Origin of the sequence: Mesorhizobium sp. M6A.T.Cr.TU.017.01.1.1, from assembly GCF_004023115.1 — a bacterium.
In the GTDB taxonomy this organism is placed as follows: Bacteria; Pseudomonadota; Alphaproteobacteria; order Rhizobiales; family Rhizobiaceae; genus Mesorhizobium; species Mesorhizobium mediterraneum.
Genome location: NZ_RZTA01000055.1, coordinates 1 through 21,099, shown reverse-complemented (window position 1 = coordinate 21,099; position 21,099 = coordinate 1). Strand labels below are relative to the sequence as shown.

The 21,099-nt window shown below is 62.9% G+C and carries 24 protein-coding genes; 4 read left to right on the top strand and 20 right to left on the bottom strand.

Annotation, left to right across the window (positions count from 1 at the left end; genetic code table 11):
* Positions 1-229: 229 nt before the first annotated feature.
* The 3 genes from EOB36_RS18445 to tesB all read right to left on the bottom strand — a co-directional run bounded on the left by EOB36_RS18445 (position 230) and on the right by tesB (position 3,122).
* Positions 230-1,657, bottom strand: a complete 1,428-nt coding sequence (locus EOB36_RS18445; protein ID WP_095484921.1) for an ammonium transporter — start codon at positions 1,655-1,657, stop codon at positions 230-232.
* Positions 1,658-1,688: 31 nt separating this feature from the next.
* Complete coding sequence (locus tag EOB36_RS18440; RefSeq protein ID WP_073985197.1) at positions 1,689-2,027, bottom strand: P-II family nitrogen regulator; 339 nt, start codon at positions 2,025-2,027, stop codon at positions 1,689-1,691.
* 219 nt (positions 2,028-2,246) lie between these two features.
* On the bottom strand, positions 2,247-3,122 hold the full coding sequence (gene tesB, locus EOB36_RS18435) for an acyl-CoA thioesterase II (protein ID WP_127295022.1): 876 nt from the start codon (positions 3,120-3,122) through the stop codon (positions 2,247-2,249).
* Positions 3,123-3,243: 121 nt separating this feature from the next.
* Between tesB and EOB36_RS18430 the strand changes: the two genes are divergently transcribed.
* Entirely contained in the window at positions 3,244-4,506 is a 1,263-nt protein-coding gene (locus EOB36_RS18430) for a ubiquinone biosynthesis hydroxylase (protein ID WP_128285415.1), read from the top strand.
* 47 nt (positions 4,507-4,553) lie between these two features.
* Here the strand turns inward: EOB36_RS18430 and EOB36_RS18425 are convergent, their stop codons facing one another.
* The 3 genes from EOB36_RS18425 to EOB36_RS18415 all read right to left on the bottom strand — a co-directional run bounded on the left by EOB36_RS18425 (position 4,554) and on the right by EOB36_RS18415 (position 5,776).
* On the bottom strand, positions 4,554-5,081 hold the full coding sequence (locus EOB36_RS18425) for a hypothetical protein (RefSeq protein ID WP_095484919.1): 528 nt from the start codon (positions 5,079-5,081) through the stop codon (positions 4,554-4,556).
* 117 nt (positions 5,082-5,198) lie between these two features.
* On the bottom strand, positions 5,199-5,555 hold the full coding sequence (locus tag EOB36_RS18420) for a YciI family protein (protein WP_128243983.1): 357 nt from the start codon (positions 5,553-5,555) through the stop codon (positions 5,199-5,201).
* The gene (locus EOB36_RS18415) at positions 5,552-5,776 is read right to left on the bottom strand and encodes a hypothetical protein (RefSeq protein WP_095485119.1); all 225 of its coding nucleotides are present in this window, start codon (positions 5,774-5,776) and stop codon (positions 5,552-5,554) included. The genes EOB36_RS18420 and EOB36_RS18415 overlap by 4 nt, the downstream gene beginning before the upstream one ends.
* A 224-nt stretch (positions 5,777-6,000) precedes the next feature.
* Here EOB36_RS18415 and EOB36_RS18410 point away from each other — a divergent pair, with 224 nt between their 5' ends.
* Positions 6,001-6,426 (top strand): OsmC family protein, encoded by a 426-nt coding sequence (locus tag EOB36_RS18410; RefSeq protein WP_095485118.1) that lies wholly within the window; start codon positions 6,001-6,003, stop codon positions 6,424-6,426.
* A 310-nt stretch (positions 6,427-6,736) separates the two neighbouring features.
* Here the strand turns inward: EOB36_RS18410 and EOB36_RS18400 are convergent, their stop codons facing one another.
* From EOB36_RS18400 to EOB36_RS18370, 7 genes are all read right to left on the bottom strand, one after another.
* The gene (locus EOB36_RS18400; RefSeq protein WP_128243984.1) at positions 6,737-7,381 is read right to left on the bottom strand and encodes a DUF480 domain-containing protein; all 645 of its coding nucleotides are present in this window, start codon (positions 7,379-7,381) and stop codon (positions 6,737-6,739) included.
* A 238-nt stretch (positions 7,382-7,619) separates the two neighbouring features.
* On the bottom strand, positions 7,620-8,399 hold the full coding sequence (locus EOB36_RS18395) for a succinate dehydrogenase iron-sulfur subunit (protein WP_126104356.1): 780 nt from the start codon (positions 8,397-8,399) through the stop codon (positions 7,620-7,622).
* Positions 8,399-8,833 (bottom strand): DUF3052 family protein, encoded by a 435-nt coding sequence (locus tag EOB36_RS18390; protein WP_128243986.1) that lies wholly within the window; start codon positions 8,831-8,833, stop codon positions 8,399-8,401. The genes EOB36_RS18395 and EOB36_RS18390 overlap by 1 nt, the downstream gene beginning before the upstream one ends.
* Before the next feature lie 2 nt (positions 8,834-8,835).
* Complete coding sequence (sdhA, locus tag EOB36_RS18385) at positions 8,836-10,674, bottom strand: succinate dehydrogenase flavoprotein subunit (protein ID WP_128243987.1); 1,839 nt, start codon at positions 10,672-10,674, stop codon at positions 8,836-8,838.
* A gap of 4 nt (positions 10,675-10,678) precedes the next feature.
* Positions 10,679-11,074, bottom strand: coding sequence for a succinate dehydrogenase, hydrophobic membrane anchor protein (sdhD, locus tag EOB36_RS18380; RefSeq protein WP_095484915.1), 396 nt, complete (start codon positions 11,072-11,074; stop codon positions 10,679-10,681).
* Positions 11,075-11,076: 2 nt separating this feature from the next.
* Positions 11,077-11,496 (bottom strand): succinate dehydrogenase, cytochrome b556 subunit, encoded by a 420-nt coding sequence (gene sdhC, locus EOB36_RS18375; protein WP_126104353.1) that lies wholly within the window; start codon positions 11,494-11,496, stop codon positions 11,077-11,079.
* A 226-nt stretch (positions 11,497-11,722) separates the two neighbouring features.
* Positions 11,723-12,067: a hypothetical protein gene (locus tag EOB36_RS18370; protein ID WP_128285414.1), complete on the bottom strand. Its 345-nt coding sequence runs from the start codon at positions 12,065-12,067 to the stop codon at positions 11,723-11,725.
* 231 nt (positions 12,068-12,298) lie between these two features.
* Between EOB36_RS18370 and EOB36_RS18365 the strand changes: the two genes are divergently transcribed.
* Complete coding sequence (locus EOB36_RS18365; protein WP_095485116.1) at positions 12,299-12,649, top strand: hypothetical protein; 351 nt, start codon at positions 12,299-12,301, stop codon at positions 12,647-12,649.
* Here the strand turns inward: EOB36_RS18365 and EOB36_RS18360 are convergent.
* Positions 12,633-13,844: a GGDEF domain-containing protein gene (locus EOB36_RS18360; RefSeq protein WP_128243989.1), complete on the bottom strand. Its 1,212-nt coding sequence runs from the start codon at positions 13,842-13,844 to the stop codon at positions 12,633-12,635. The two genes, EOB36_RS18365 and EOB36_RS18360, sit on opposite strands and share 17 nt — an antisense overlap.
* Before the next feature lie 76 nt (positions 13,845-13,920).
* Positions 13,921-15,132, bottom strand: coding sequence for a GGDEF domain-containing protein (locus EOB36_RS18355; RefSeq protein WP_128243990.1), 1,212 nt, complete (start codon positions 15,130-15,132; stop codon positions 13,921-13,923).
* 157 nt (positions 15,133-15,289) lie between these two features.
* Between EOB36_RS18355 and EOB36_RS18350 the strand changes: the two genes are divergently transcribed.
* Positions 15,290-15,601 (top strand): hypothetical protein, encoded by a 312-nt coding sequence (locus tag EOB36_RS18350; RefSeq protein ID WP_095484910.1) that lies wholly within the window; start codon positions 15,290-15,292, stop codon positions 15,599-15,601.
* 85 nt (positions 15,602-15,686) lie between these two features.
* Here EOB36_RS18350 and leuC read toward each other — a convergent pair whose 3' ends face one another.
* The 5 genes from leuC to rplS form a co-directional block, all read right to left on the bottom strand.
* A complete protein-coding gene (gene leuC / locus EOB36_RS18345; protein ID WP_128243991.1) occupies positions 15,687-17,096 on the bottom strand; it encodes a 3-isopropylmalate dehydratase large subunit in 1,410 nt (469 codons plus the stop codon).
* Between the two features lie 399 nt (positions 17,097-17,495).
* Positions 17,496-18,131, bottom strand: a complete 636-nt coding sequence (locus EOB36_RS18330; RefSeq protein ID WP_095484907.1) for a class I SAM-dependent methyltransferase — start codon at positions 18,129-18,131, stop codon at positions 17,496-17,498.
* 56 nt (positions 18,132-18,187) lie between these two features.
* Entirely contained in the window at positions 18,188-19,003 is an 816-nt protein-coding gene (locus EOB36_RS18325) for an amino acid ABC transporter permease (protein WP_128243992.1), read from the bottom strand.
* A gap of 263 nt (positions 19,004-19,266) precedes the next feature.
* Entirely contained in the window at positions 19,267-20,064 is a 798-nt protein-coding gene (locus tag EOB36_RS18315; RefSeq protein ID WP_126104347.1) for a transporter substrate-binding domain-containing protein, read from the bottom strand.
* A gap of 255 nt (positions 20,065-20,319) precedes the next feature.
* Positions 20,320-20,859 (bottom strand): 50S ribosomal protein L19, encoded by a 540-nt coding sequence (gene rplS / locus EOB36_RS18310; protein WP_095484904.1) that lies wholly within the window; start codon positions 20,857-20,859, stop codon positions 20,320-20,322.
* Positions 20,860-21,099: the final 240 nt, after the last annotated feature.

Sequence of the window (21,099 nt, the reverse complement as noted above, 5' to 3'; positions counted from 1 at the left end):
GACGCGTGCGCGCAGCTCGGCAGATTCGGGCACCAGACTATCGGCGGGAAGGTTAAGGCAGCATTAACTATAAGGGATTGGGGGAAGTATCTTGCGGCGGGTATCTGGCACGGCATCTGCGCGCAAAAAAGAGGCCCGGAAACGTTCCGGGCCTCAATGCGTGAGCCCTTCTGGAGCGTCACGACGGGATGGGAGGATGCGGGGCGGCCAAGGCCGCCCTAGACAAGGCTTACGGGTGATAGGCCGCTTCGCCGTGCGAGGTGAGGTCGAGCCCTTCACGTTCTGCATCGGCTGTCGGACGCAGGCCCACGATCATATCGACGATCTTGTAGAGGATCGCGCTGCCGATGCCCGACCACAGGACGGTTACCAGGACACCCTTGAACTGCGACCACAGCTGGGTGGCCGTGCCGGCATAGCCGGCGGCGAAGTCGGCTGTCGAATAGTCGACGACGCCGGCGCCGCCAAGGGCGGGATTGACCAGGATGCCGGTGCCGAGCGCGCCGATGATGCCGCCGATGCAGTGGATGCCGAAGACATCAAGGCTATCGTCGTAGCCGAACTTGTTCTTCACGACCGAGACGAAGAAGTAGCAGACGCAGGTGGCGACGATGCCGAGCACGATGACGCCCATCGGTCCGGCAAAACCGGCAGCGGGCGTGACGGCGACAAGGCCGGTAACAGCGCCAGAAACCGCGCCGAGCATGGACGCTTTGCCGCGGAGAAGCGTTTCAAGCACGATCCAGGTCACGGCCGCCGCCGCTGTGGCGACGAAGGTGTTGACCATCGCCAGCACCGCGTAGGCGTTGGCTTCGAGGTTCGAACCGGCGTTGAAACCGAACCAGCCGACCCACAGCAGCGAAGCGCCGACCATGGTCAACGTCATCGAGTGCGGCGCCATGACGTCCTTGTTGTAGCCGATGCGCTTGCCGACCATCAGCGCGCCGACAAGGCCGGCGATGCCCGCATTGATGTGAACGACGGTGCCGCCGGCGAAGTCGATGGCGCCGAAGCTGAAGATGAGCCCTGACGGGTCGCTATAAGCGCTCGGGCCACCCCAGAACCAGACCATATGCGCGATCGGGAAGTAGACGAACGTGACCCAGAGGATGGTGAAAAGGATCACGGCGGAGAACTTGATGCGTTCGGCGAAGGCGCCGACGATCAGGGCGGGCGTGATGCAGGCGAAGCTCATCTGGAAGATGACGAACACCAGCTCAGGAATGGCGACGCCCTTGGTGAAGGTTTCCGACAGCGTCGTCACGTCGACGCCGGCGAGAAACATCTTGGAAAGGCCGCCGATGAAGGCATTGCCGGGGGTGAAGGCAAGGCTGTAGCCGTAGAAAACCCAGACGATCATGACCACGCTGGTGATGGTGAAAACCTGCATCAGCACCGACAGCATATTCTTGGCGCGAACCAGGCCGCCGTAGAAAAGGGCAAGGCCGGGAATGGTCATCAACAGCACCAGAATGGTGGAAATCATCATCCACGTCGTGTCGCCCTTGTCGACGGTAAAGGCCGGCACCGCTGGCGCTGCCGGTGCGGCCGGAGCTGCTTCCTGCGCGAATGCGGCAATCGTGCCTAAGGCTCCAAGTGTGAACGCGCCCAGCAGCGCGGTGCGCGCCGCGGACTTCAAAGTGGAAGGAATATTCATTGAACTCTCCATTGGAATACGTGTCCGCAGCTCAAAGCGCGTCGGTGTCTGTTTCGCCGGTGCGGATGCGCACCGCCTGGTCGATGCCGAAAACGAAGATCTTGCCGTCGCCGATCTGTCCGGTCTTGGCCGCCGCAGTGATGGCTTCGACGGCCTTGTCGACCATGTCCACGCCGACCGCGACTTCGATCTTGATCTTCGGCAGGAAGCTGACCGCGTATTCCGCCCCGCGATAGATTTCCGTGTGTCCCTTCTGACGCCCGTAGCCTTTGACTTCGGTGACGGTCAGGCCCTGGATGCCGACTGCGGTGAGCGCTTCGCGCACCTCGTCGAGCTTGAACGGCTTGATGATTGCCATCACGATTTTCATAAGGTTTCACCCTTTGCTGTTGCGGGTCCCCGCGTTTGCACGACTTCGCCGATCCCCATGAGAGCCGGAGAGTGCCCGCTAGGATTCAAGCTCCGTGCCAATTGCCGAAGCAGGGGGTTAACCTGTTGTTAAATAAGGAATTGGGGAAGGTTTGTCGGCTGACTGTTCATAGTCGCGGCAGCATAGCTGATTAAAAAGTAGGCAATTTTGCGAAATTGCCTATTCGGCAGGCGGCCGCTTGAGCCTGATGAGGCCTTCCTGGGCAACCGAGGCGATCAGCGTGCCGTCGCGGGCAAACAGCGACCCGCGGGTGAACCCCCGCGACCCTTGCGTCGACGGGCTGTCCTGCGTGTAGAGCATCCAGTCGTCGAGCGGATGGCTGCGGTGAAACCACATTGCGTGATCGAGGCTCGCCGCCTGGATGTCGCTGTCGAAAATGGCGCGGCCATGCGCAAAGGTCGAGGTGTCGAGCAGCGTCATATCGGAAAGATAGGCAAGCACGGCCGCCTGCGTGGCGCGATCGGCCGGAACCGGACCGGTCGTGCGGATCCAGATGTTCTGCTTCGGCTCCAGCTTTTCCCGGCTGGTGTAATGCTCCAGCATCACCGGTTTCATCTCGATCGGCCGGTCACGCTCCCAGTAGCGCCTGATGCCGTCTGGGACGGCCTCGCCGAACTTGCCGATCAATTCGCGCTGCGACAGCAATGTGTCGGGCGCCGGCACGTCCTGCGGCATCGGCACCTGATGCTCGAGCCCGACTTCGTCCTGCTGGAACGAGGCTTCCAGCGAAAAGATCGCCTGGCCGTGCTGGACCGCCACGACACGCCGCGTGGTGAAGGAGCCGCCATCGCGGATGCGGTCGACCTGGTAGATGATCGGCACCTTGGTGTCGCCGGGCCGCATGAAATAGCCATGCAGCGAATGCACGTGGCGTTCGGGCTCCACCGTTCGCTGGGCGGCGACCAGCGCCTGGGCGATGGTCTGGCCGCCGAAGATACGCTGCCAATCGAGCTTGGGGCTGCGACCACGGTACAGGTTGTGTTCCAGCTGCTCGAGGTCGAGAATGCTGAGAAGCTCGTCCATGGCCGCCGTCATGTTTCGCGCCCTGTCGTTTTGATTTCGAACTTCGTCCAGCCGCAGAAGTGTTATGGCGGTTTCCGACAGGAATGACGGGCAGTCAAGGCCGGAAAGAAATTTGGCCGGAAAGGAATTTGCCATGGTGGACCGCAAGGCGGATGCAAAAAACCGAACTTCGCTCGACATTCTGGTTGCCGGCGCCGGCTACGTCGGCCTTGCCGCCGCCGTGTCGTTGAAACAGGCGCGGCCGAGCCTCGCCGTCGCTGTCGTCGACGCCGCGCCCGCCGGCGTCTGGCAAAAGGACGGCCGCGCCTCGGCCATCGCCGCTGCCGCTTGCCGCATGCTCGACCAGCTCGGCGTCTGGGCCGAAATCGCGCCGGAGGCGCAGGCGATCACCGAAATGATCGTCACCGATTCGCGCACTTCCGATCCGGTGCGCCCGGTGTTTCTCACCTTCGATGGCGAAGTCGCACCCGGCGAAGCCTTTGCGCATATGGTCGCCAACAGGGATTTGAACGGCGCCTTGCGCCGGCGCGCTGAAAAACTCGGCATCGACATCATCGAAGGCGTCGCAGTCAGTGCCTTCGACGTCAACGGCGCCGGTATCACCGTGCATCTTGCCGACGGCGCGACGCTGAAGGCGCGACTTCTGATCGCTGCCGACGGCGTCAACTCGAAGCTGCGCGACATGGCCGGCATCAGGACGGTGAAATGGGAGTATGGCCAGTCCGGCATCGTCTGCACCGTCGCGCATGAGCGGCCCCACAGCGGCCGCGCCGAGGAGCATTTTTTGCCAGCCGGCCCCTTCGCCACGCTGCCGCTCAAGCCGGACAAGGACGGGACCAACCGCTCGTCGATCGTCTGGGTCGAGCGCTCGGAAGATGCCGAAAAACTGGTCGCCGGCGACGATCTCGTCTTCGAGCATGAGCTGGAACAGCGCTTTGGCCTAAAGCTCGGCGAAATCCATGTCGCCGACAAGCCACGCGCTTGGCCGCTCGGCCTGACGCTTGCCCGCGCCTTCGTCGCGCCGCGTATTGCGCTCGCCGGCGACGCCGCCCATGGCATCCATCCAATCGCCGGCCAGGGCCTCAATCTCGGCTTCAAGGACGTGGCGGCACTGGCTGAAGTGGTGGTCGAGGCCGACCGGCTCGGCCAGGATATTGGCGCGCTCGACGTTCTCGAACGCTACCAGCAGTGGCGGCGCTTCGACACGCTGCAAATGGGCATCACCACCGATGTCCTGAACCGGCTGTTTTCCAATGACATCGGCCCGCTGCGCGCCGTCCGCGACGTCGGCCTCGGCCTCGTCGAACGCATGCCGCGGCTGAAGGATTTCTTTATCCGCCAGGCGTCCGGACTGTCCGGCGACACACCGAAACTGCTCAAGGGCGAGGCGATCTAGCGCCCGGAAGGGGGCGGCAAACCATATTGAGCATCAGGCAATTTCGTTCAGTTGACTTCGAAGCCCAGCTTCTGGCGCAGCCGCAGCATCCGCTGGTCGGAGATCTGCAGGGGCTGCTCACCAGCCTGCGCTGCGCGGTTCATCATCTGCAGCAAATCGTTTCGCTCAGTCACATCCAGGCGCTCGCGCAGAAATGGCGCCAGCTTGTCGATGACGATCGTGGCGTCGTCGATCTGTGACGCCGCCCATTTGGCATAGACCACAGCCTCATCGGTCTTCTTCTCGTCCGCAATCTCCGAAATCACCGATCGAATGGCAGCTTCGCGCTGCGGCAGGACAGGGCCGTTCTCGGAGACGATGGCAGTGATCAGCGTCGCGGCCGCCACGACCGGATCGTCGATCGCCGTCAGCGGTGAGAGCGCCGCCTGGTTACGCAGTCTCTTGCGCCGAATGTTCCCTTGCACACGCCCGACGACGTCCGCGACCTCGCGCGCCGCATCGTTCATAGCCTTCATCCGGTACCACCAGAATGCTGCCGCGCCCAACACGCCAAGGATAGCAATCAAGAACGGCATGCAGAAATCCCCCAACCGCAGCGACGATAGGAGAAGTGCTGTCCCGCTTCAACACGCAAAAGTTGCGCCCGCAGAAGAATCCGGGTCAGGGCGGCACCGCCGGGAGCAGATGGTTGTCTAGGACCCCGGCACCTCGTAGATCGCCCTGACCTCGATCGTGCCGATTTCCGCCAGCGGAATGCCGCCGGCAATCTCCAGCGCCTCGTCGATGTCCCCGGCCTCGATCATGACGAAGCCGAGCAATTGCTCCTTGGTCTCGGCGAAAGGGCCATCGGTGATCAGCCGCTTGCCCTTGCGCCGGCGCACGGTCTTTGAGGTCTTCACCGATTGCAGCGCCTGCGCGATGATCAGCCTGCCTTGCTGATCCAATGACCTGTCATAGGCCAGCGAATCGGCGTCGAGCTTTGCCGATCCCTCCGGAGTGAGCGCGTAGAGGTCTTTTTCCTCACCGTAGACCAGCAGGACATATTTCATTTCCAGCTCCCTTGTGGTGACGAACCATAGGATGCGGCCACGGCGTCAGCGGCGCCTTTGCGTGCCGCCATGTGATCGAGAACGCTTGCCGCGACCCCGATGATGGCAACCGCCGCCAGAAGCCGGCCGAAACCGGAAGGCGGCGGATGTAGCCCGTAATCTTCCCGTCGTTTGGGCTTGCGGCCCGAGCCCTTCCACAGTGCAAAAAACAAGCCATCCATGTGAACCTCCATCCGGCCGCGAAATCCGTGACCGCCCGCAGGACGGTCGAGGCCGATGGAAGTCGACATTCTTGCACGTGTTTTTTTTCAAGAAAAATTCAGCCGCCGCCGCCAATTTTGCGCGACTGCGCAAAGAGCGCGGTGGTCTTCGCCCGCGCCCGCGCTATAGTCTTGAAGAACGCTGGCGCCGGGCCGGCGCAATCCGGACAATCAAGGAGAATTTCATGGACCGCACCGCAAACGCCGTCTGGAAAGGCAATCTGAAGGAGGGCAAGGGCACGCTCGACACCCAGAGCGGGACCCTGAAGGGCACGCCCTATTCGTTCAAGGCACGTTTCGAGGACGAGAGCGGCAAGTCCGGCACCAATCCGGAGGAGCTGATCGCGGCGGCGCATGCCGGCTGCTTCGCCATGCAGTTCTCTCACTTCCTGGCCGAGAACGGCACCCCCGCCGACGAACTCGACGCCAAGGCGGTGGTGACGCTGATTCCTGGCACGGGGATCACAGGCAGCGCTCTCACGGTGGTCGGCAAGGTGCCGGGCATCGATGCCGCCAAGTTCAAGGAGTTGGCCGAACAGGCCAAGGCCGGGTGTCCGGTATCGAAGGCGCTCGGCGCCATAAACGTGTCGCTCGACGCCAAGCTCGGCTGAGCGGCCGCTTCCCACATGTGACCGTCTCCTCCAGCTTGAGTTGGAGACCATCAATTGTTGACGTCGGCTCCGCCCCTCATTGCCCTGCCGGGCATTTCTCCCCGTATAGTGACGGGGAGAAAGAGGCGGGCCGCAGCCGCGGCGCCCTTCTTGCAACGCTGACTGTGTGGCGAAACCGTCGATCAGAGCGTCCCTCTCCCCGTCACTATACGGGGAGAGGTCGCCGGCAGGCGGGTGAGGGGCAGCGCCAACGCCTCGAAGGTAAGTGTGAGGGCAAATTCAATCTGGAAACACAATTGAGCCTACTGCGCTACTGTCCTTCGCCAGTCAGCGCGTCGATGCGTGCGCGCAGCGTCGCGACCTCCTCCTCGAGAGCTTGCATTCGCGCCTCGAGATCGGAGGCTGACGAGGTGGCTGATTGCGCCGGACGTGAGGCGACGGCTGCAATCTGCGGCACTCCGCTCAAGAGATGCACATAGCGGTCCTCACGCTGGCCGGGTCCACGATCGATCTGCTGAACGAGCGGCGGCTTGCGGCCGATCAACAGGTCGAGATTGCTGCGAAGCTCGTCGATGGAGGGTAACCGCGCCATGCGCTCGCTCCGCGCCAGCAATTCATGAGCGGTCTGCGGACCGCGCAGCAACAGCAGGCCAAGCAGCGCGATCTGCGCCGAGGTCAGCGAAAAGCGCTGCGCGACGATATGTTCGTGGCGCTCGACGCGCGAGGCAAAGACCTGCCTGACCAGGCCCTTGTGCTCCAGTTGGCCAAGCGCTCGTCTTACTTCGCCAAGCTCGACCGACATCACCGGCTCGCGCGCCGTCTTCTGGTTGGCAGCGGCAAGTGCTGCATTGAGCGTCAGCGGGTAGATATCAGGTGTCAGCTCCTTCTTTTCGATCAGACAACCGAGCACGCGCGCTTCGACGGGAGAAAGGATGGGAAGGTCAGAATCAGTCATAGATCGGCTATCCTTTTGAAGCTGGCGGGACAGCGCCCCCCTCTGTCCTGCCGGACATCTCCCCCACTTGGGGGGAGATTGACAGCTTCAGCGCTCTGCTCACTTCTGCAACGCTGATGATTGGCGAAAGTCGGCGTGACGGCCGATCTCCCCCCTCGTGGGGGAGATGTCCGGCAGGACAGAGGGGGGCGCGAAGGATCGCTACAGACGACACGATCTCGACGGCACCCATCCGCAGCTACACCCTTCTCTCCACCATCATCTTCTTGATCTCGGCGATCGCCTTGGCCGGGTTGAGCCCCTTGGGGCAGGTCTGGGCGCAGTTCATGATGGTGTGGCAGCGATAGAGCCGGAACGGGTCTTCGAGATTGTCGAGCCGTTCGCCCGTGGCCTCGTCCCGGGAATCGATCAGCCAGCGATAGGCCTGAAGCAGTGTTGCCGGCCCGAGATAGCGGTCGCCGTTCCACCAGTAGCTCGGACAGGAGGTCGAGCAGCAGGCGCAAAGGATGCACTCGTAGAGCCCGTCGAGCTTTTCGCGGTCCTCATGGCTCTGCAGCCATTCCTTGGCCGGCTCGGGCGACACCGTCTTGAGCCACGGTTCGATCGAAGCGTGCTGGGCGTAGAAATTGGTAAGGTCCGGCACCAGATCCTTGACCACCTGCATATGCGGCAGCGGATAGACCTTGATCGCGCCGGAAATGTCGTCACAGCCCTTGGTGCAGGCGAGCGTGTTGGAGCCGTCGATGTTCATGGCGCAGGAGCCGCAAATGCCTTCGCGGCAGGAGCGGCGCAAGGTCAGCGTCGGGTCGATCTTGTTCTTGATCCAGAGCAGCGCGTCGAGCACCATCGGACCGCAATCGTCCATATCGACGAAATAGGTGTCCATGCGCGGGTTTTCGTCATCGTCCGGCGACCAGCGGTAGATGCGGTATTCGCGCAGATTGGTTGCGCCCTCCGGCTTCGGCCAGGTTTTTCCGGCCTTGATCTTCGAATTTTTCGGAAGCGTCAGTTCGACCATTACCGCAGGCCCTTTCGGATGACGAGCTTCAGCCCGGACCAGATATCGTTCACGGCGGCGACCTTGACGTCGACAAGGTCGAGCTTCAGCGCCTCGGCGCGGATGACGTCCTCGGTGACGTCGGTCGGCACTTTCGACGCCTTCTTCGGCCAGGAGACCCAAACCATGCCGTCGCGCTTGATCGCCATCTCGACATCGCTCAGGCAACCCTCGATCTCGGCGCGCTGCCGGGTGAAGGCATGGATGGCATCGTATTTCTGGGCACCTGAAATCTTCGACCAGTCCGGCAGCCGGTCGACGTGGGCGAAGTCGACGGCTTCGGCCAGATCGTCGAGTTCCGCCGGCAGCGCGATAAAGGCGACTGTCATCCTGTCCTTCAGGCCGAGCTTGGCCGGAAGGGGGGTGCCGGAATATCCTGAGACCGCCAGCGCCATCGTCAATACACCCTGGCCTTCGGCGCGATCTTGGCCGGGTTGATGCCGCCGTCTGCTTCCTTGAGCAGCGTATCAGTGTGCACCGGCCGGTAGGTGAGCGTCACCTTGCCGGCCTCGCTGAGCCGGGCCAGCGTATGCTTGCGCCAGTTCGCGTCGTCGCGCGCCGAAAAGTCCTCCCGCGCATGTGCGCCACGGCTCTCCTTGCGCGCTTCGGCGCCGTAGACCGTGGTGATGGCGTTGGCCATCAGGTTTTCCAGCTCCAGCGTTTCGACCAGGTCGGAGTTCCAGATCATCGAGCGGTCGAACACTTTTACGTCCTTGAGCTCGCCCCAGATCTGCGAAATGCGCTTGCAGCCGCTTTCCAGCGATTCCTGCGTGCGGAACACCGCCGCATCGTCCTGCATCGCCTTCTGCATCTTTTCGCGCAAGACCGCCGTCGGCGTCGAGCCGTTGGCATGACGCAGCCGGTCGAAGCGATCCATGATCTTTTCGACCGAGGCTTCGTTGGGCGACGGGATCGCCGCGTTGCGGTCGATAACCTGGCCGGCCCGGATCGCCGCCGCGCGGCCGAACACCACCAGATCGATCAGCGAGTTCGAGCCCAGCCGGTTGGCGCCATGGACAGAGGCGCAGCCGGCCTCGCCGACCGCCATCAGCCCGGGCGACACCTGGTCCGGGTTCAAGGCAGTGGGGTTGAGCACCTCGCCCCAGTAATTGGTCGGCACGCCGCCCATATTGTAGTGCACCGTCGGCAGCACCGGGATCGGCTCCTTGGTCAGGTCGACGCCGGCAAAGATTTTTGCCGATTCCGAAATACCCGGAAGTCTCTCATGCAAAACGGCCGGATCAAGGTGGTCGAGATGGAGAAAAATATGGTCCTTCTTCGGTCCAACGCCGCGGCCTTCGCGGATCTCCAGCGTCATGCAGCGCGAGACGACGTCGCGCGAGGCAAGGTCCTTGGCCGATGGCGCATAGCGCTCCATGAAGCGCTCACCCTCGGAGTTGACGAGATAGCCGCCCTCGCCGCGCGCGCCTTCGGTGATCAGGCAGCCGGCGCCGTAGATGCCGGTCGGATGGAACTGCACGAACTCCATGTCCTGCAGCGCCAGCCCGGCCCGCGCTGCCATGCCGCCGCCGTCGCCGGTGCAGGTATGCGCCGAGGTCGCCGAGAAATAGGCGCGGCCATAGCCGCCGGTCGCCAGCACCACCATTTTTGCCGAAAACCGATGGATGGTGCCGTCGTCGAGGTTCCAGGCAACGACGCCGGTGCAGGTGCCGTCCGGCTCCATGATCAGGTCGAGCGCGAAATACTCGATGAAGAACTGCGCGTTGTGCTTCAGCGACTGGCCGTAGAGCGTGTGCAGCATGGCGTGGCCGGTGCGGTCGGCGGCGGCACAGGTGCGCTGCACCGGCGGCCCCTCGCCGAAATTCATCATCATGCCGCCAAACGGCCGCTGGTAGATTTTCCCGTCCTCCGTGCGGCTGAAGGGGACGCCGTAATGCTCAAGCTCGTAGACCGCCGCCGGCGCCTCGCGCACCATGTATTCCTGTGCGTCGGTGTCACCGAGCCAATCCGAACCCTTGACCGTATCGAAGAGATGCCACTGCCAGTTGTCGGGGCCCATATTCGCGAGCGAGGCGGCGATGCCGCCCTGCGCTGCCACCGTATGCGATCGCGTCGGGAACACCTTGGTGATGCAGGCGGTGCGCAGGCCCTGTTCGGCCATGCCGAGCGTGGCGCGCAGGCCGGCGCCGCCGGCGCCGACGACCACCACGTCGAACTTGTGGTCGACATAGGTATAGGCGGACGCCGTGTTGGCGTTTTTCGCGTCCTTGGCCAAAATTTCAGCCTCCAAATGCCAGTTTGAGCAGGGCGAAGATCGAGGCGACGCCGACCACGACGGGAAAGAATGTGTTGAGCGCGAGCAGCGCCAGCCTCATGCCCTCGCCATGGACATAGTCCTCGATGATCGCCTGCATGCCGAGCCGCATATGATAAAGCCCGGACAAGAGCACCAGGGCCAGGACCAGCGCCACGAACGGGTTGGCAAGTGCGGCGCGCACCTCCACATAGCCGGCGCCGTTCAACGCGATCAGGAAGCCTACGAAGAACAGGATCAGCGGGATGTTGGCGATCGCCGTCAGGCGCTGGCGCCAGAAATGCTCCGTGCCCTCGCGGGCGGAGCCGAGGCCGCGGACCTTCGCCAGCGGCGTGCGCATGTCGGTGTTGTGGTGGCTCACGATCAGGCTCCCCGCGCCATATAGCCGGCGACCCAGATCAGCAGCGTCAGCACGATCGAGCCGGCCAGCGTCGCCCAGGCGATCCTGGAGGCCGTGTCCTTTTCAAGACCTGCCCCGGTGTCCCAGATCAGATGCCGCACGCCGCCCAGCATGTGGTGCATCAGCGCCCAGGTATAGCCGAACAGCACCAGCCGCCCCAGCCACGAGCCGAAGGCCCAGTTGACGGCATCGAAGGTGGATTGCGAGCTCGCCGCCGCCATCAGCCACAGGGCGACCAGCAGCGTCCCGAAATAGAGCGCCCCGCCGGTGATGCGATGGATGATCGACATCGTCATCGTGATCGGCGGCCGGTAGACGGTCAGATGCGGCGAAAGCGGCCGTTCACGTCTGGCAAATTCGCGGGTGGCTGGTGATTTGCTCATGGCTCCCCCAGTTCGGCGTCTCTGGAGCCCCAGGTGGAAATGCGGCGTTACCGCTTCCAGTTGCGACTTCGGACAGCCGGTTTCTAATGCTCTTTTTGCACCGCGTCAAAGCCAGAAAACCGTTTCGAAAACGTAATTTAGTCTGACAAAAGGGGCGGTCTTTGCTTCAATCGATTAGGGCGCGACCCAAAGCCGGCGCAATGTTCGCTGCAGTGCGGTAAACTGATTAACGCTTACAGGTCAGCGGCGTCTTACCGCCCTTCATCACCAGCGCATCGCGCCCGTCGATCACGATTGCGTCATGCGCCTCGCCGAAGCGGCTGCTTTGATTGGCCGGCGAGGCAGGCAGGTCCTCGCTGGCGCCGTCTGGGCCAAGCACGCGCACCGATGTGCCGAGGTTTTCGATGGTGATCCTGGAGCCATCGGCGCAATTGTAGGTAGCGGTGCGCGGCTGCGGTGCCGTCAAATCGGTCGTGCCGGCCTTCGGCGCATTGGTCTGCGACACGCAGGCAGCAGTGATCAGCAATGAAAAAAGGGCAAGCGTCACCCGAAACGTCCGGCGTAACGCCATATGCTGTCTCCCTACGCATCAAACCAGCCGCGATGCTTGCCAAGATCACCCGACACCGGGCGCGATGGTGCGGGCAAGCATGGCCGAAAGATGACCGCGGCCGCCCAGGCGCCGGATATTAACCATGTTTGCCGAGACCTGACGGCTAGCAGGGCTAGCCTCTTAACAAAGGTTAATAAAAGGTTAATTTCCGAGTCAGAGGAAGTTCGCCTCTGACAAATGGAGGACGCCATGCGTTCGAACTCAGGCAGATCGCGCCTTTCGGCGCTCATCTTGATGGCGGTGGCCATCGGCTTCGCAGCACCGGCACTCGCCGGGACGCGCGACCGCGTCTACGCCGATTCCTTCGGAAATCTGGTCATCGAGAGCGCCGCCGGCTACAAGCGCATCCTCGTTGGCGAGGGCAACCTGGCCAAGGAACTGTCGGACTACACCGGCGCCGGCCAGCCCAAAATCTATGAAAACGAAGCGGATGACGTCAGCAGCCGCGACTGCTACAGGCCGCCGGTTTTCGTGAAGGGCCGCAGTTACATGTATGGCCTTTCCGACGGCGAGATGCCCGAACTCAGCCCCTGCCGCTGATTCTGTCAGGCGTTGCCACCGGGGTCTGCAGGGCTGGCCCTAACGAGATACTCACGCGATCGCGTCCGCCGCGCTTGGCCTGGTAGAGCGCGTCGTCCGCACGCCGCATGAGATCAGCGAAACCCTCGCCCGGTTGAAGCTCTGCAACGCCGAAGCTGGCGGTGCAGCGATGGTCCGCCGGCAGGCAGTCGATCGGCAAGGCACCGAAAGCGCTGCGCGTCCCTTCGGCGAGGAGCCGCGCAGCGGCGAGGTTGGTCCCCGGCAGTATGATCGCGAACTCTTCTCCGCCGATGCGGCCGGCGACGTGATGGTCGGCGGCGGCGTCACGCAGGAAGCCAGCAAAGGTCCCGATGACCCGGTCACCGGACGCATGGCCGAAACTATCGTTGACGCTCTTGAAATGATCGAGGTCGGCGATGACCAGGGCGACCGGAACGCCCTTGCGCACGGCGTCGCGCATCGCGAGCTCCGCGTGACGTTCGAAGCCGCCCCGGTTGAACAACCTTGAAAGCGTGTCCGTCTCCGACTTCGACGTCGCCTCGGCGAGCACATCGCGGACCAGGATGATCAGAACAAGAAGCGCGATGGCCATGGCGAACACAGTGCCAAGCGATTGCGACACCAGAGCGTAGTCGCTCCGCATATAGGCCTGCGGATTGACGCCCCAGCCACCCAGAGCATGGGCGATGAACGGCTTGCTCACGAATTGCAGGGCGCTGGCCGCCAGCACAGCCATGAGCACACGGTCGAGCCGGTCGCATTTTTGCCTGGACGACCAGACGATGCCGAGGCCGACGAACTGCATGGCCGCATAGGGGAGCTGGTAGGCCATCATGCGGGCGAGCGACTGGCGTGGCAGATCCTGCACGAAATACACTGCGACGGTGGCCGCAAGCAGAAAGAGAAGCATCGGACGCCAAGGCGTCGCCACGCCGTATTTATGGGCGAGCCCAGCATTGAAGACGATGGTGGCGCCGAGGAAAACGGCGAAAGCCGTGACGACCGCAGGTCGCGCATTGTCGAAGACCGGAATGCTGAATTCGACGATGTAATAGCCCATGCCGAGCAGATAGCCGAGGGCAAGCCAGCGTGCCGACACACGCCCTACATCGTAGAACGCGATCGTCATGAAGGCTGCGGCCAGCAGGCCGGCAACGAACAGGTTGATTGCAAGGATGAAGCCTGCGCCGCCCATGTGATTTTCGCACTCCCTGCGAAAGCAAATCACGGACGGGCGAAAAAGACGTTAATGCGAGCCCAAGCGCGTATAATCAGCCGGCTTTGAGCGGTTCCACGACGGATACCGATTCCGGCTGTTCATAGGCCGACCGTTCATAAGATAGCCGCACGCTGTCGCGGCCATTCCTTTTGGCTTTGTAGAGCGCCTCGTCGGCGCGGCGCATCAGCGGCTCAAGTCCTTCGTCGCCGGTGCGAGCCGTCACACCGAAGCTCGCGGTCACTCTTGTGCCGGGCGGAAGCCCGTCGACGCTGCCCGCCGAATAGAGCGTGCGAATGGCTTCGGCAAACAGCCTTGCCGCGCCGAGGTCGCTCAGCGGCAAAAGCACGGCGAACTCCTCGCCACCGATACGGCCGGCGACGCCGCCCGTGCCGGCAGCCGATAGAAGCTTGGCGGCGAAGTCGGCGATCACGCGATCGCCCGCCGCATGCCCGTGAAGGTCGTTGAGCGCCTTGAAATGATCGAGGTCGGCGAGCACCAGCGCGACCGGCATTTTGGCGGTGGCGCAGTGAAGCAGGAGAAGCCTGGCGCGCTCCTCGAAGCCGCGGCGGTTGAGCAGGCCCGACAGCGGATCGGTATACGCCTCGGCCTTCAGCGCCTTCATCACATCGAGCGCCGCCGCGCAGAACAGGCAAAGCGCGATGAGCAGCGACAGCAGCGCATGCGACAGCAACGCCGTCGTCCAGTAGGACGAGGCGTAAAAGCCGTCATAGCTTGTGAAGGGTCCGTGCGCGATGATGACGGCCAGTGTCCGCACGAAGAAATTCAGGCCGGAAAGCAGCGACAGCACGAACAGGATCATTTCGGTCGGACCCCTGCCGCGCACCGGGCGCAGTTCGGCCGCCACAAGCAGGCTGAGGCCACCGAAGCCGAAATTCATCGCCAGGATCCGCCAAGTGAGGTCTGGCTGAACGAACAGGAACCAGCAGAATGCGGTCAGGCCGCCGCCCGCCAGAACGCCGATCCCGACATAGGGCACGCGCCGCCCATAGCGCGCCACGATCGCGCTGCAGAGGCAGCAGGCGGCAAAGGTGAAGCATGTATTGGAGAGCAGCTTGGTCGGCGCCATGCCGACGGGCAGGGTGAAGTACTGCAACAGGAACCCGGCCGCCGAGAGCGAGTAGCTGGCGGCGAGCACGGCCAGATAGGGGCGGTGGCGCTGGTAGAACCACAGCACGAGAAACACCGCGCCGAGCGCAAGCGCGATCGTCGGATTGAGCAACGCTACCAGCAAACCGGTGTCCAAAGGACCGTGACCCCCACGCTTCCGTGAGGGAAGACCCTAGAGCGGAAGCCCCAACAAGCGGTTAAGCAGTCGAATATGCGCGGGGTCGTCCATGAAACTGCGCGGAACTTGAAACCGCGATCGGCGTTTTCCAGCAGCAATCGATGGAGACGCTTTCATGGCCGATACGATCATGCTGACCGATCACGAGGCAATTCGCTCATGGGTCGCGGCGCGCGCCGGATTTCCGGCAATCGTCGACGTGTCGCCCGAAACGGGAACGCAAGCCATGCTGAGGCTGGTCTTCGGCCAGCACGCTTATCAGGACCAGGATCTGGGCGAACGTCCGGTCAATGCGGGCGGCTACGAGCTGGTCGAATGGGACGAATGGTTCAAGCTCTTCGACGAACGTCAGCTGGCACTCGTAGTCGCTGCGGAGCAACCCGGCCGGCGTGAGCAATTCCATGAGTTCGTAAGGCGCCCGGCGTGAAGAAAACCCGAACCGCATCGCGGTTCGGGCATGCACTCATATACGGTTGTGGCAGCCCTGCGTTGTTTCCACTCACGCCTGAAATCTATTTCCACTCACGGATGTCGACGAAATGGCCGGCGATCGCCGCCGCTGCCGCCATCGCCGGCGACACCAGATGGGTGCGGCCCTTGAAGCCCTGGCGGCCCTCGAAATTGCGGTTCGAGGTCGAGGCGCAGCGCTCATGCGGCTTGAGGCGGTCGTCATTCATGGCAAGGCACATCGAGCAGCCCGGCTCGCGCCAATCGAAGCCGGCGGCGACAAAGATCTTGTCGAGACCTTCGGCCTCCGCTTGCTCCTTGACCAGGCCGGACCCCGGCACGATCATCGCATCGACATGCGGGCTGACTTTTTTGCCCTCGACCACCTTGGCGACGGCGCGCAGATCCTCGATGCGACCGTTGGTGCAGGAGCCGATAAAGACGCGGTCGAGCGAAATGTCAGTGATCTTGGTGCCCGGCTTCAGGCCCATATAATCGAGCGCGCGCTGCTTGGAGGTGCGCTTGTTCTCGTCAGCGATATCGTCGGGGTTCGGCACGATGCCCTGGACCGAGACGACGTCCTCGGGCGAAGAGCCCCAGGAGACGATAGGCGGCAGTTTCGCCGCGTCGAGCACGACCACCTTGTCGAAATGCGCGCCTTCGTCGGACTGCAGCGTCTTCCAGTAGGCAAGCGCGGCCTCCCACGCCTCGCCCTTGGGAGCGCGCGGCTTGTCCTTGACATAGGAGAAGGTCGTCTCGTCGGGCGCGATCAGGCCGGCCCGGGCGCCGCCCTCGATCGACATGTTGCAGATGGTCATGCGGCCTTCCATGGACAGCGCCCGGATCGCCTCGCCGGCATATTCGATGACATAGCCGGTGCCGCCGGCAGTGCCGATCTCGCCGATGATCGCCAAAATGATGTCCTTGGCGGTGACGCCTTCCGGCAGCACGCCGTCGACGCGCACCAGCATGTTCTTGGCCTTGCGCTGGATCAGCGTCTGCGTGGCCAGCACATGCTCGACTTCCGAGGTGCCGATGCCATGCGCCAAAGCACCGAAAGCGCCATGCGTCGAGGTGTGGCTGTCGCCGCAGACGATGGTCATGCCGGGCAGAGTAAAGCCCTGCTCGGGGCCGATGATGTGGACGATGCCCTGGCGGATGTCCTTTTCGGAATAATATTCGACGCCAAAATCCTTGGCATTCTTGGCCAGCGCCTCGACCTGGATGCGGCTTTCCTCGTTCTTGATGCCGAACTTGCGCTCGGGCGAGGTCGACACATTGTGGTCGACCACGGCCAGCGTCTTTTCAGGATGGCGAACCTTTCTGCCGGTCATGCGCAGGCCTTCGAAGGCTTGCGGGCTGGTCACTTCATGGACGAGGTGGCGGTCGATATAGAGCAGGCAGGTGCCGTCGTCCTGGCGGTCGACGACATGGTCGTCGAATATCTTGTCGTAGAGGGTGCGCGGTGCGCTCATGTGCGTAAATCCGTCGATATGAAAATGGGAAGGACAAGCGCCGGCTAGCCGGCGAACACGGCCTAGCGAAGTCGGCTGGTCAGAGCGCCGGAAACGCGCGCGGAGAATCGCGACGGCAGGCGTTTTCTATCCTGCAGCACGAAGCCCTTGTAGGCCGGATCGCCAAAAAGCTGTTCCATGGCGTGGCTCATATCAATGTTTTGGGTTTTCGGCAATTGGTAGGGTGTGGCGCGGCTTCCCCTTCTCCCCTTGTGGGAGAAGGTGGATCGGCGCGCAGCGCCGAGACGGTTGAGGGGTGCTGGACGGATCGCTGTCGTTGCCAAGCTGGAACACCCCTCATCCGACCGAGCTTCGCTCGGCCACCTTCTCCCACAGGGGGAGAAGGGAAAGTGCCGCCCCTCAAAGCACTTCAAACACAAACGTCTTCACCAACGCCTCGGGCTCGGCGATGGCATAGCAGCGGAACCATGGGCTTTCTTCGACCGGCCGCCATTTCTTCGCCTGCTCCAGCTCGGCAAAAACGTCACGAAAGCCGCCGCTCTCGAACACCTGGTCGCGAACGGTGAAGATGGCATGGCCGCCCTTGCGGGTGATGCGCACCAGTTCATGCAGGCCGGAAGCCGGCGCGTGGCTGAGGGTGAACACGCCGGTCGAAAAGAAGGCGCGGAAATACCCGTCGGGCCAAGGCAGCGGACCGCCGAGCATCGCCTGTTTCAACTCGCTGTAGGCCTGCCGGCTGCTGGCGATTTTCAGCATGTCCTCCGACAGGTCGAGCCCGGCAATGTCCTGATAGCCCAGCGCCTTGAGCGACGGTCCCGACAGGCCCGTGCCGCAGCCGGCGTCGAGCAGCGGCCCCTCGCCCGATGGCACATGGCGCGCCACCCAGGCGGCGATCAGGAACGGCAGGAGATAGCCGAGCGAGGCGGTTTCGCTGTCATAGGTCGCAGCCCATGCGGCATAAGCTTGCGCCAGCGCTTCCGGTGTATCCGCCGTATAGACGGACTCCAGCGCCGCATTGGCTTTGTCGATGTTCATGGATCAATTCCTCCGCAACCGGGCAGGTCAATCGTAGCGCCGTCTTCGCCTGCCTTCTATTCCTCATGCTGGCGGCGCAACCGCTTCTCCAGCGCCCGCAAGGCCAGCGACAGGCCAACCGTCAGGATGAGATAGATATAGGCGACGATCGAATAGGTTTCGAAGAAGCGAAACGAGCCGGCGGCGTAGATCTTGCCCATCTGGGTGATGTCGGCGACGCCGAGCACCGAGACCAGCGACGAATCCTTGACCATGGCGACGAAATCATTGCCGAGCGGCGGCAAGATGGTGCGGATCGCCTGCGGAAAGACGATCAGCCGGAAACGCTGCGTGCGCGTCAGCCCCAGCGCCTTCGCCGCCTCGATTTGGCCCTTCTCGACCGCCTGGATGCCGGCGCGGAAGACCTCCGAGATGAAGGCCGAGTAGCCGATGGTCAGCGCCATGATGGCGCGCCACAGCAGCGACACGTCGCGCACCAGCAGCTCGCCGAAGATGCCGGCGCTTTGCAGCGGCGCGGTCAGCGCGTTCCATGCCGCGACGAAAGCCGGCGCACCGGCAAACGCGATCCAGAACAACAGCACCAGAATCGGCACGCCGCGGATGATCTCGACATAGAAACGAGCGATCTGGCGCAGCCAGCGCGACCCCGACAGTCCCATCAGCGCAATGCCGAGCCCGATTGCGGAGGCTAGCGCGAAGGCGACCACGGTGACGAAGACGGTGATGCCGATGCCCTTGGCGACGGTCGCGAAAACCTGGGCGTAGAGGTCGCTTGCGGCGATGAAGATGGCGGCGGCCACGGCGAGCGCGATCGCCGCGGCAAGCCACCAGGGAAAGTCGGATTTGGAAGGGGAGGATGCGGGCGTTGCCATCAGGCGACGCCGGTGAAGCAGACATCGCGAAGGCATGGTGCCAAGGCACCCCCCTCTGTCCTGCCGGACATCTCCCCCTCAAGGGGGGAGATTGGCTGTTCATTCTGCTTTCGCCAATCTCCAACGTTAGAGAAAAAGCGCGGCCAGCGAAGCTGCCAATCTCCCCCCTTGAGGGGGAGATGTCCGGCAGGACAGAGGGGGGTGGACGAGCGCGGAGTCAGCGCGAATTCCTGCGCATCACCCAACGTGCGCAACAATGGAAGCTACTGCCCCATCTTGTAATCAAGAAACCATTTCTTGTTGAGCGCGTCGAGCGTGCCGTCGGCCTTCAGTGCGGCGATCGCCGCATTGACCGGCTTCACCAGATCCGAGCCTTTCGGGAAAATAAAGCCGAAATCCTCGGTGCCGAGCGGTCCGCCGATCAGCTTCAGCCCGCCATTGGACGCCTCGACGTAGCCCTTGCCGGCAGTGCCGTCGGTCAAAACGACATCGACGTCGCCGGTCTTCAGCGCCTGCACCGTCGCGCCGAACGTCTCGAACAGTTTGATGCGCGGGTTCTGCTCATTGCCGTCGAGCACGCTGTAGACGGCGGTGTAGAAGGGCGTGGTGCCGGCCTGCGCGCCGATCAGCCCATCCTTGAAGGCGCCGAAGGTCTTGGCGTCGGTGAAGCGCTTCTCATCGCCGCGCACCAGCATGAACTGTTCCGAGCGCATATAAGGGTCGGAGAAATCGACCTTCTGCTTGCGGTCATCTTTGATGGTGATGCCGGTCATGCCGATGTTGTACTGGTTGTCGGAAACCGCCTGGATCATCGCGTCCCAGGAGGTGTTCTGATACTCGACCTGGAAATTCAGCCGCTTGGCGATCTCGTTCATGGCGTCATATTCCCAGCCGATCTGCTTGCCGGTCTTGGCGTCGATGAACTGCAGCGGCGGATAGGCGTTCTCCGTCACCACCACCACCTTCTTGCCGCCGAGATCGGGCAGCGCCTGCGCCAGGGCGACGACGGGCGCGAGAATCAGAGCCAACAGGCCGGCCAACAGCAGTTTCGATTTGGTCATGACACACCCCAAGAACTTGAACAGCCTCGACATTGTCGAGGCTTGCAGGAAAACCCGGCGCCGACTTTAGCTTTCCGTTAGCGGCTTGCAAGCCGGTCCGATGCGCCGCTTTGCGCTAAAACGGATTCTAATGCTTCCAACCGAGCGCTTGCGCAACGATTCGTGCCTTGCGGATCAAACCCCGTCCAGCGCGTCACCTCAGGGACAAAAAAGGCGGCCGAAGCCGCCTTTCCGAAGCACGGTTGTTGAAAAAACTTATTCGGCGACAGCCGCTTCCGCAGCCTTGGCGGCCTCGTCGGCGGCCTTCTTCTCAGCGGCGTCCTGTGCGGCCTTCTCGGCGGCCAGCGCCTGCGCGGCGGCCACCTTCTCGGCCTCGATGCGGGCCTTTTCGGCGTTCAGCGCATCGCGCTCCTCATCGTTCAGCTTGCGGGCGCGCACGCCGGTGTTTTCCGAAATACGGGCCGATTTGCCGCGGCGATCGCGCAAGTAGTAGAGCTTGGCGCGACGCACCTTGCCACGGCGCACGATCTCGACGCCCTCGACCATCGGCGAATAGACCGGGAACACGCGCTCCACGCCTTCGCCGTAGGAAATCTTGCGAACGGTGAAGCTCTCCTGGAAACCGGCGCCGGCGCGGGCGATGACGACGCCCTCATAGGCCTGGACACGGGTACGGGTGCCTTCGGTCACGCGGACCTGGACGCGCACGGTATCGCCGGGCTGGAATTCGGGAAGCTTGCGCTTGGCTTCGATCTTGGCGGCCTGTTCGGCCTCGAGCTGACGGAGGATGTCCATCGTAAAAATCCACTTCTTGTTCTTCCGACAGTCAGAGCGTCCGACACTCGCCTTGCAGTTCCATTGACCGCTCGGCTATGCCCTTCGTTCGCGAGAACATCGGGCAGGGGCGACTACACCGCCATTGTTGACGGGTCCGGCAGATTTTTCTTCCGGTTCGGGCGGGCACATACAGCTATTTCGACGCTTTGTCACGCCTTTGCCGTGTTCTTTTTTGGTCGTTGGCCGACATTGCAATCT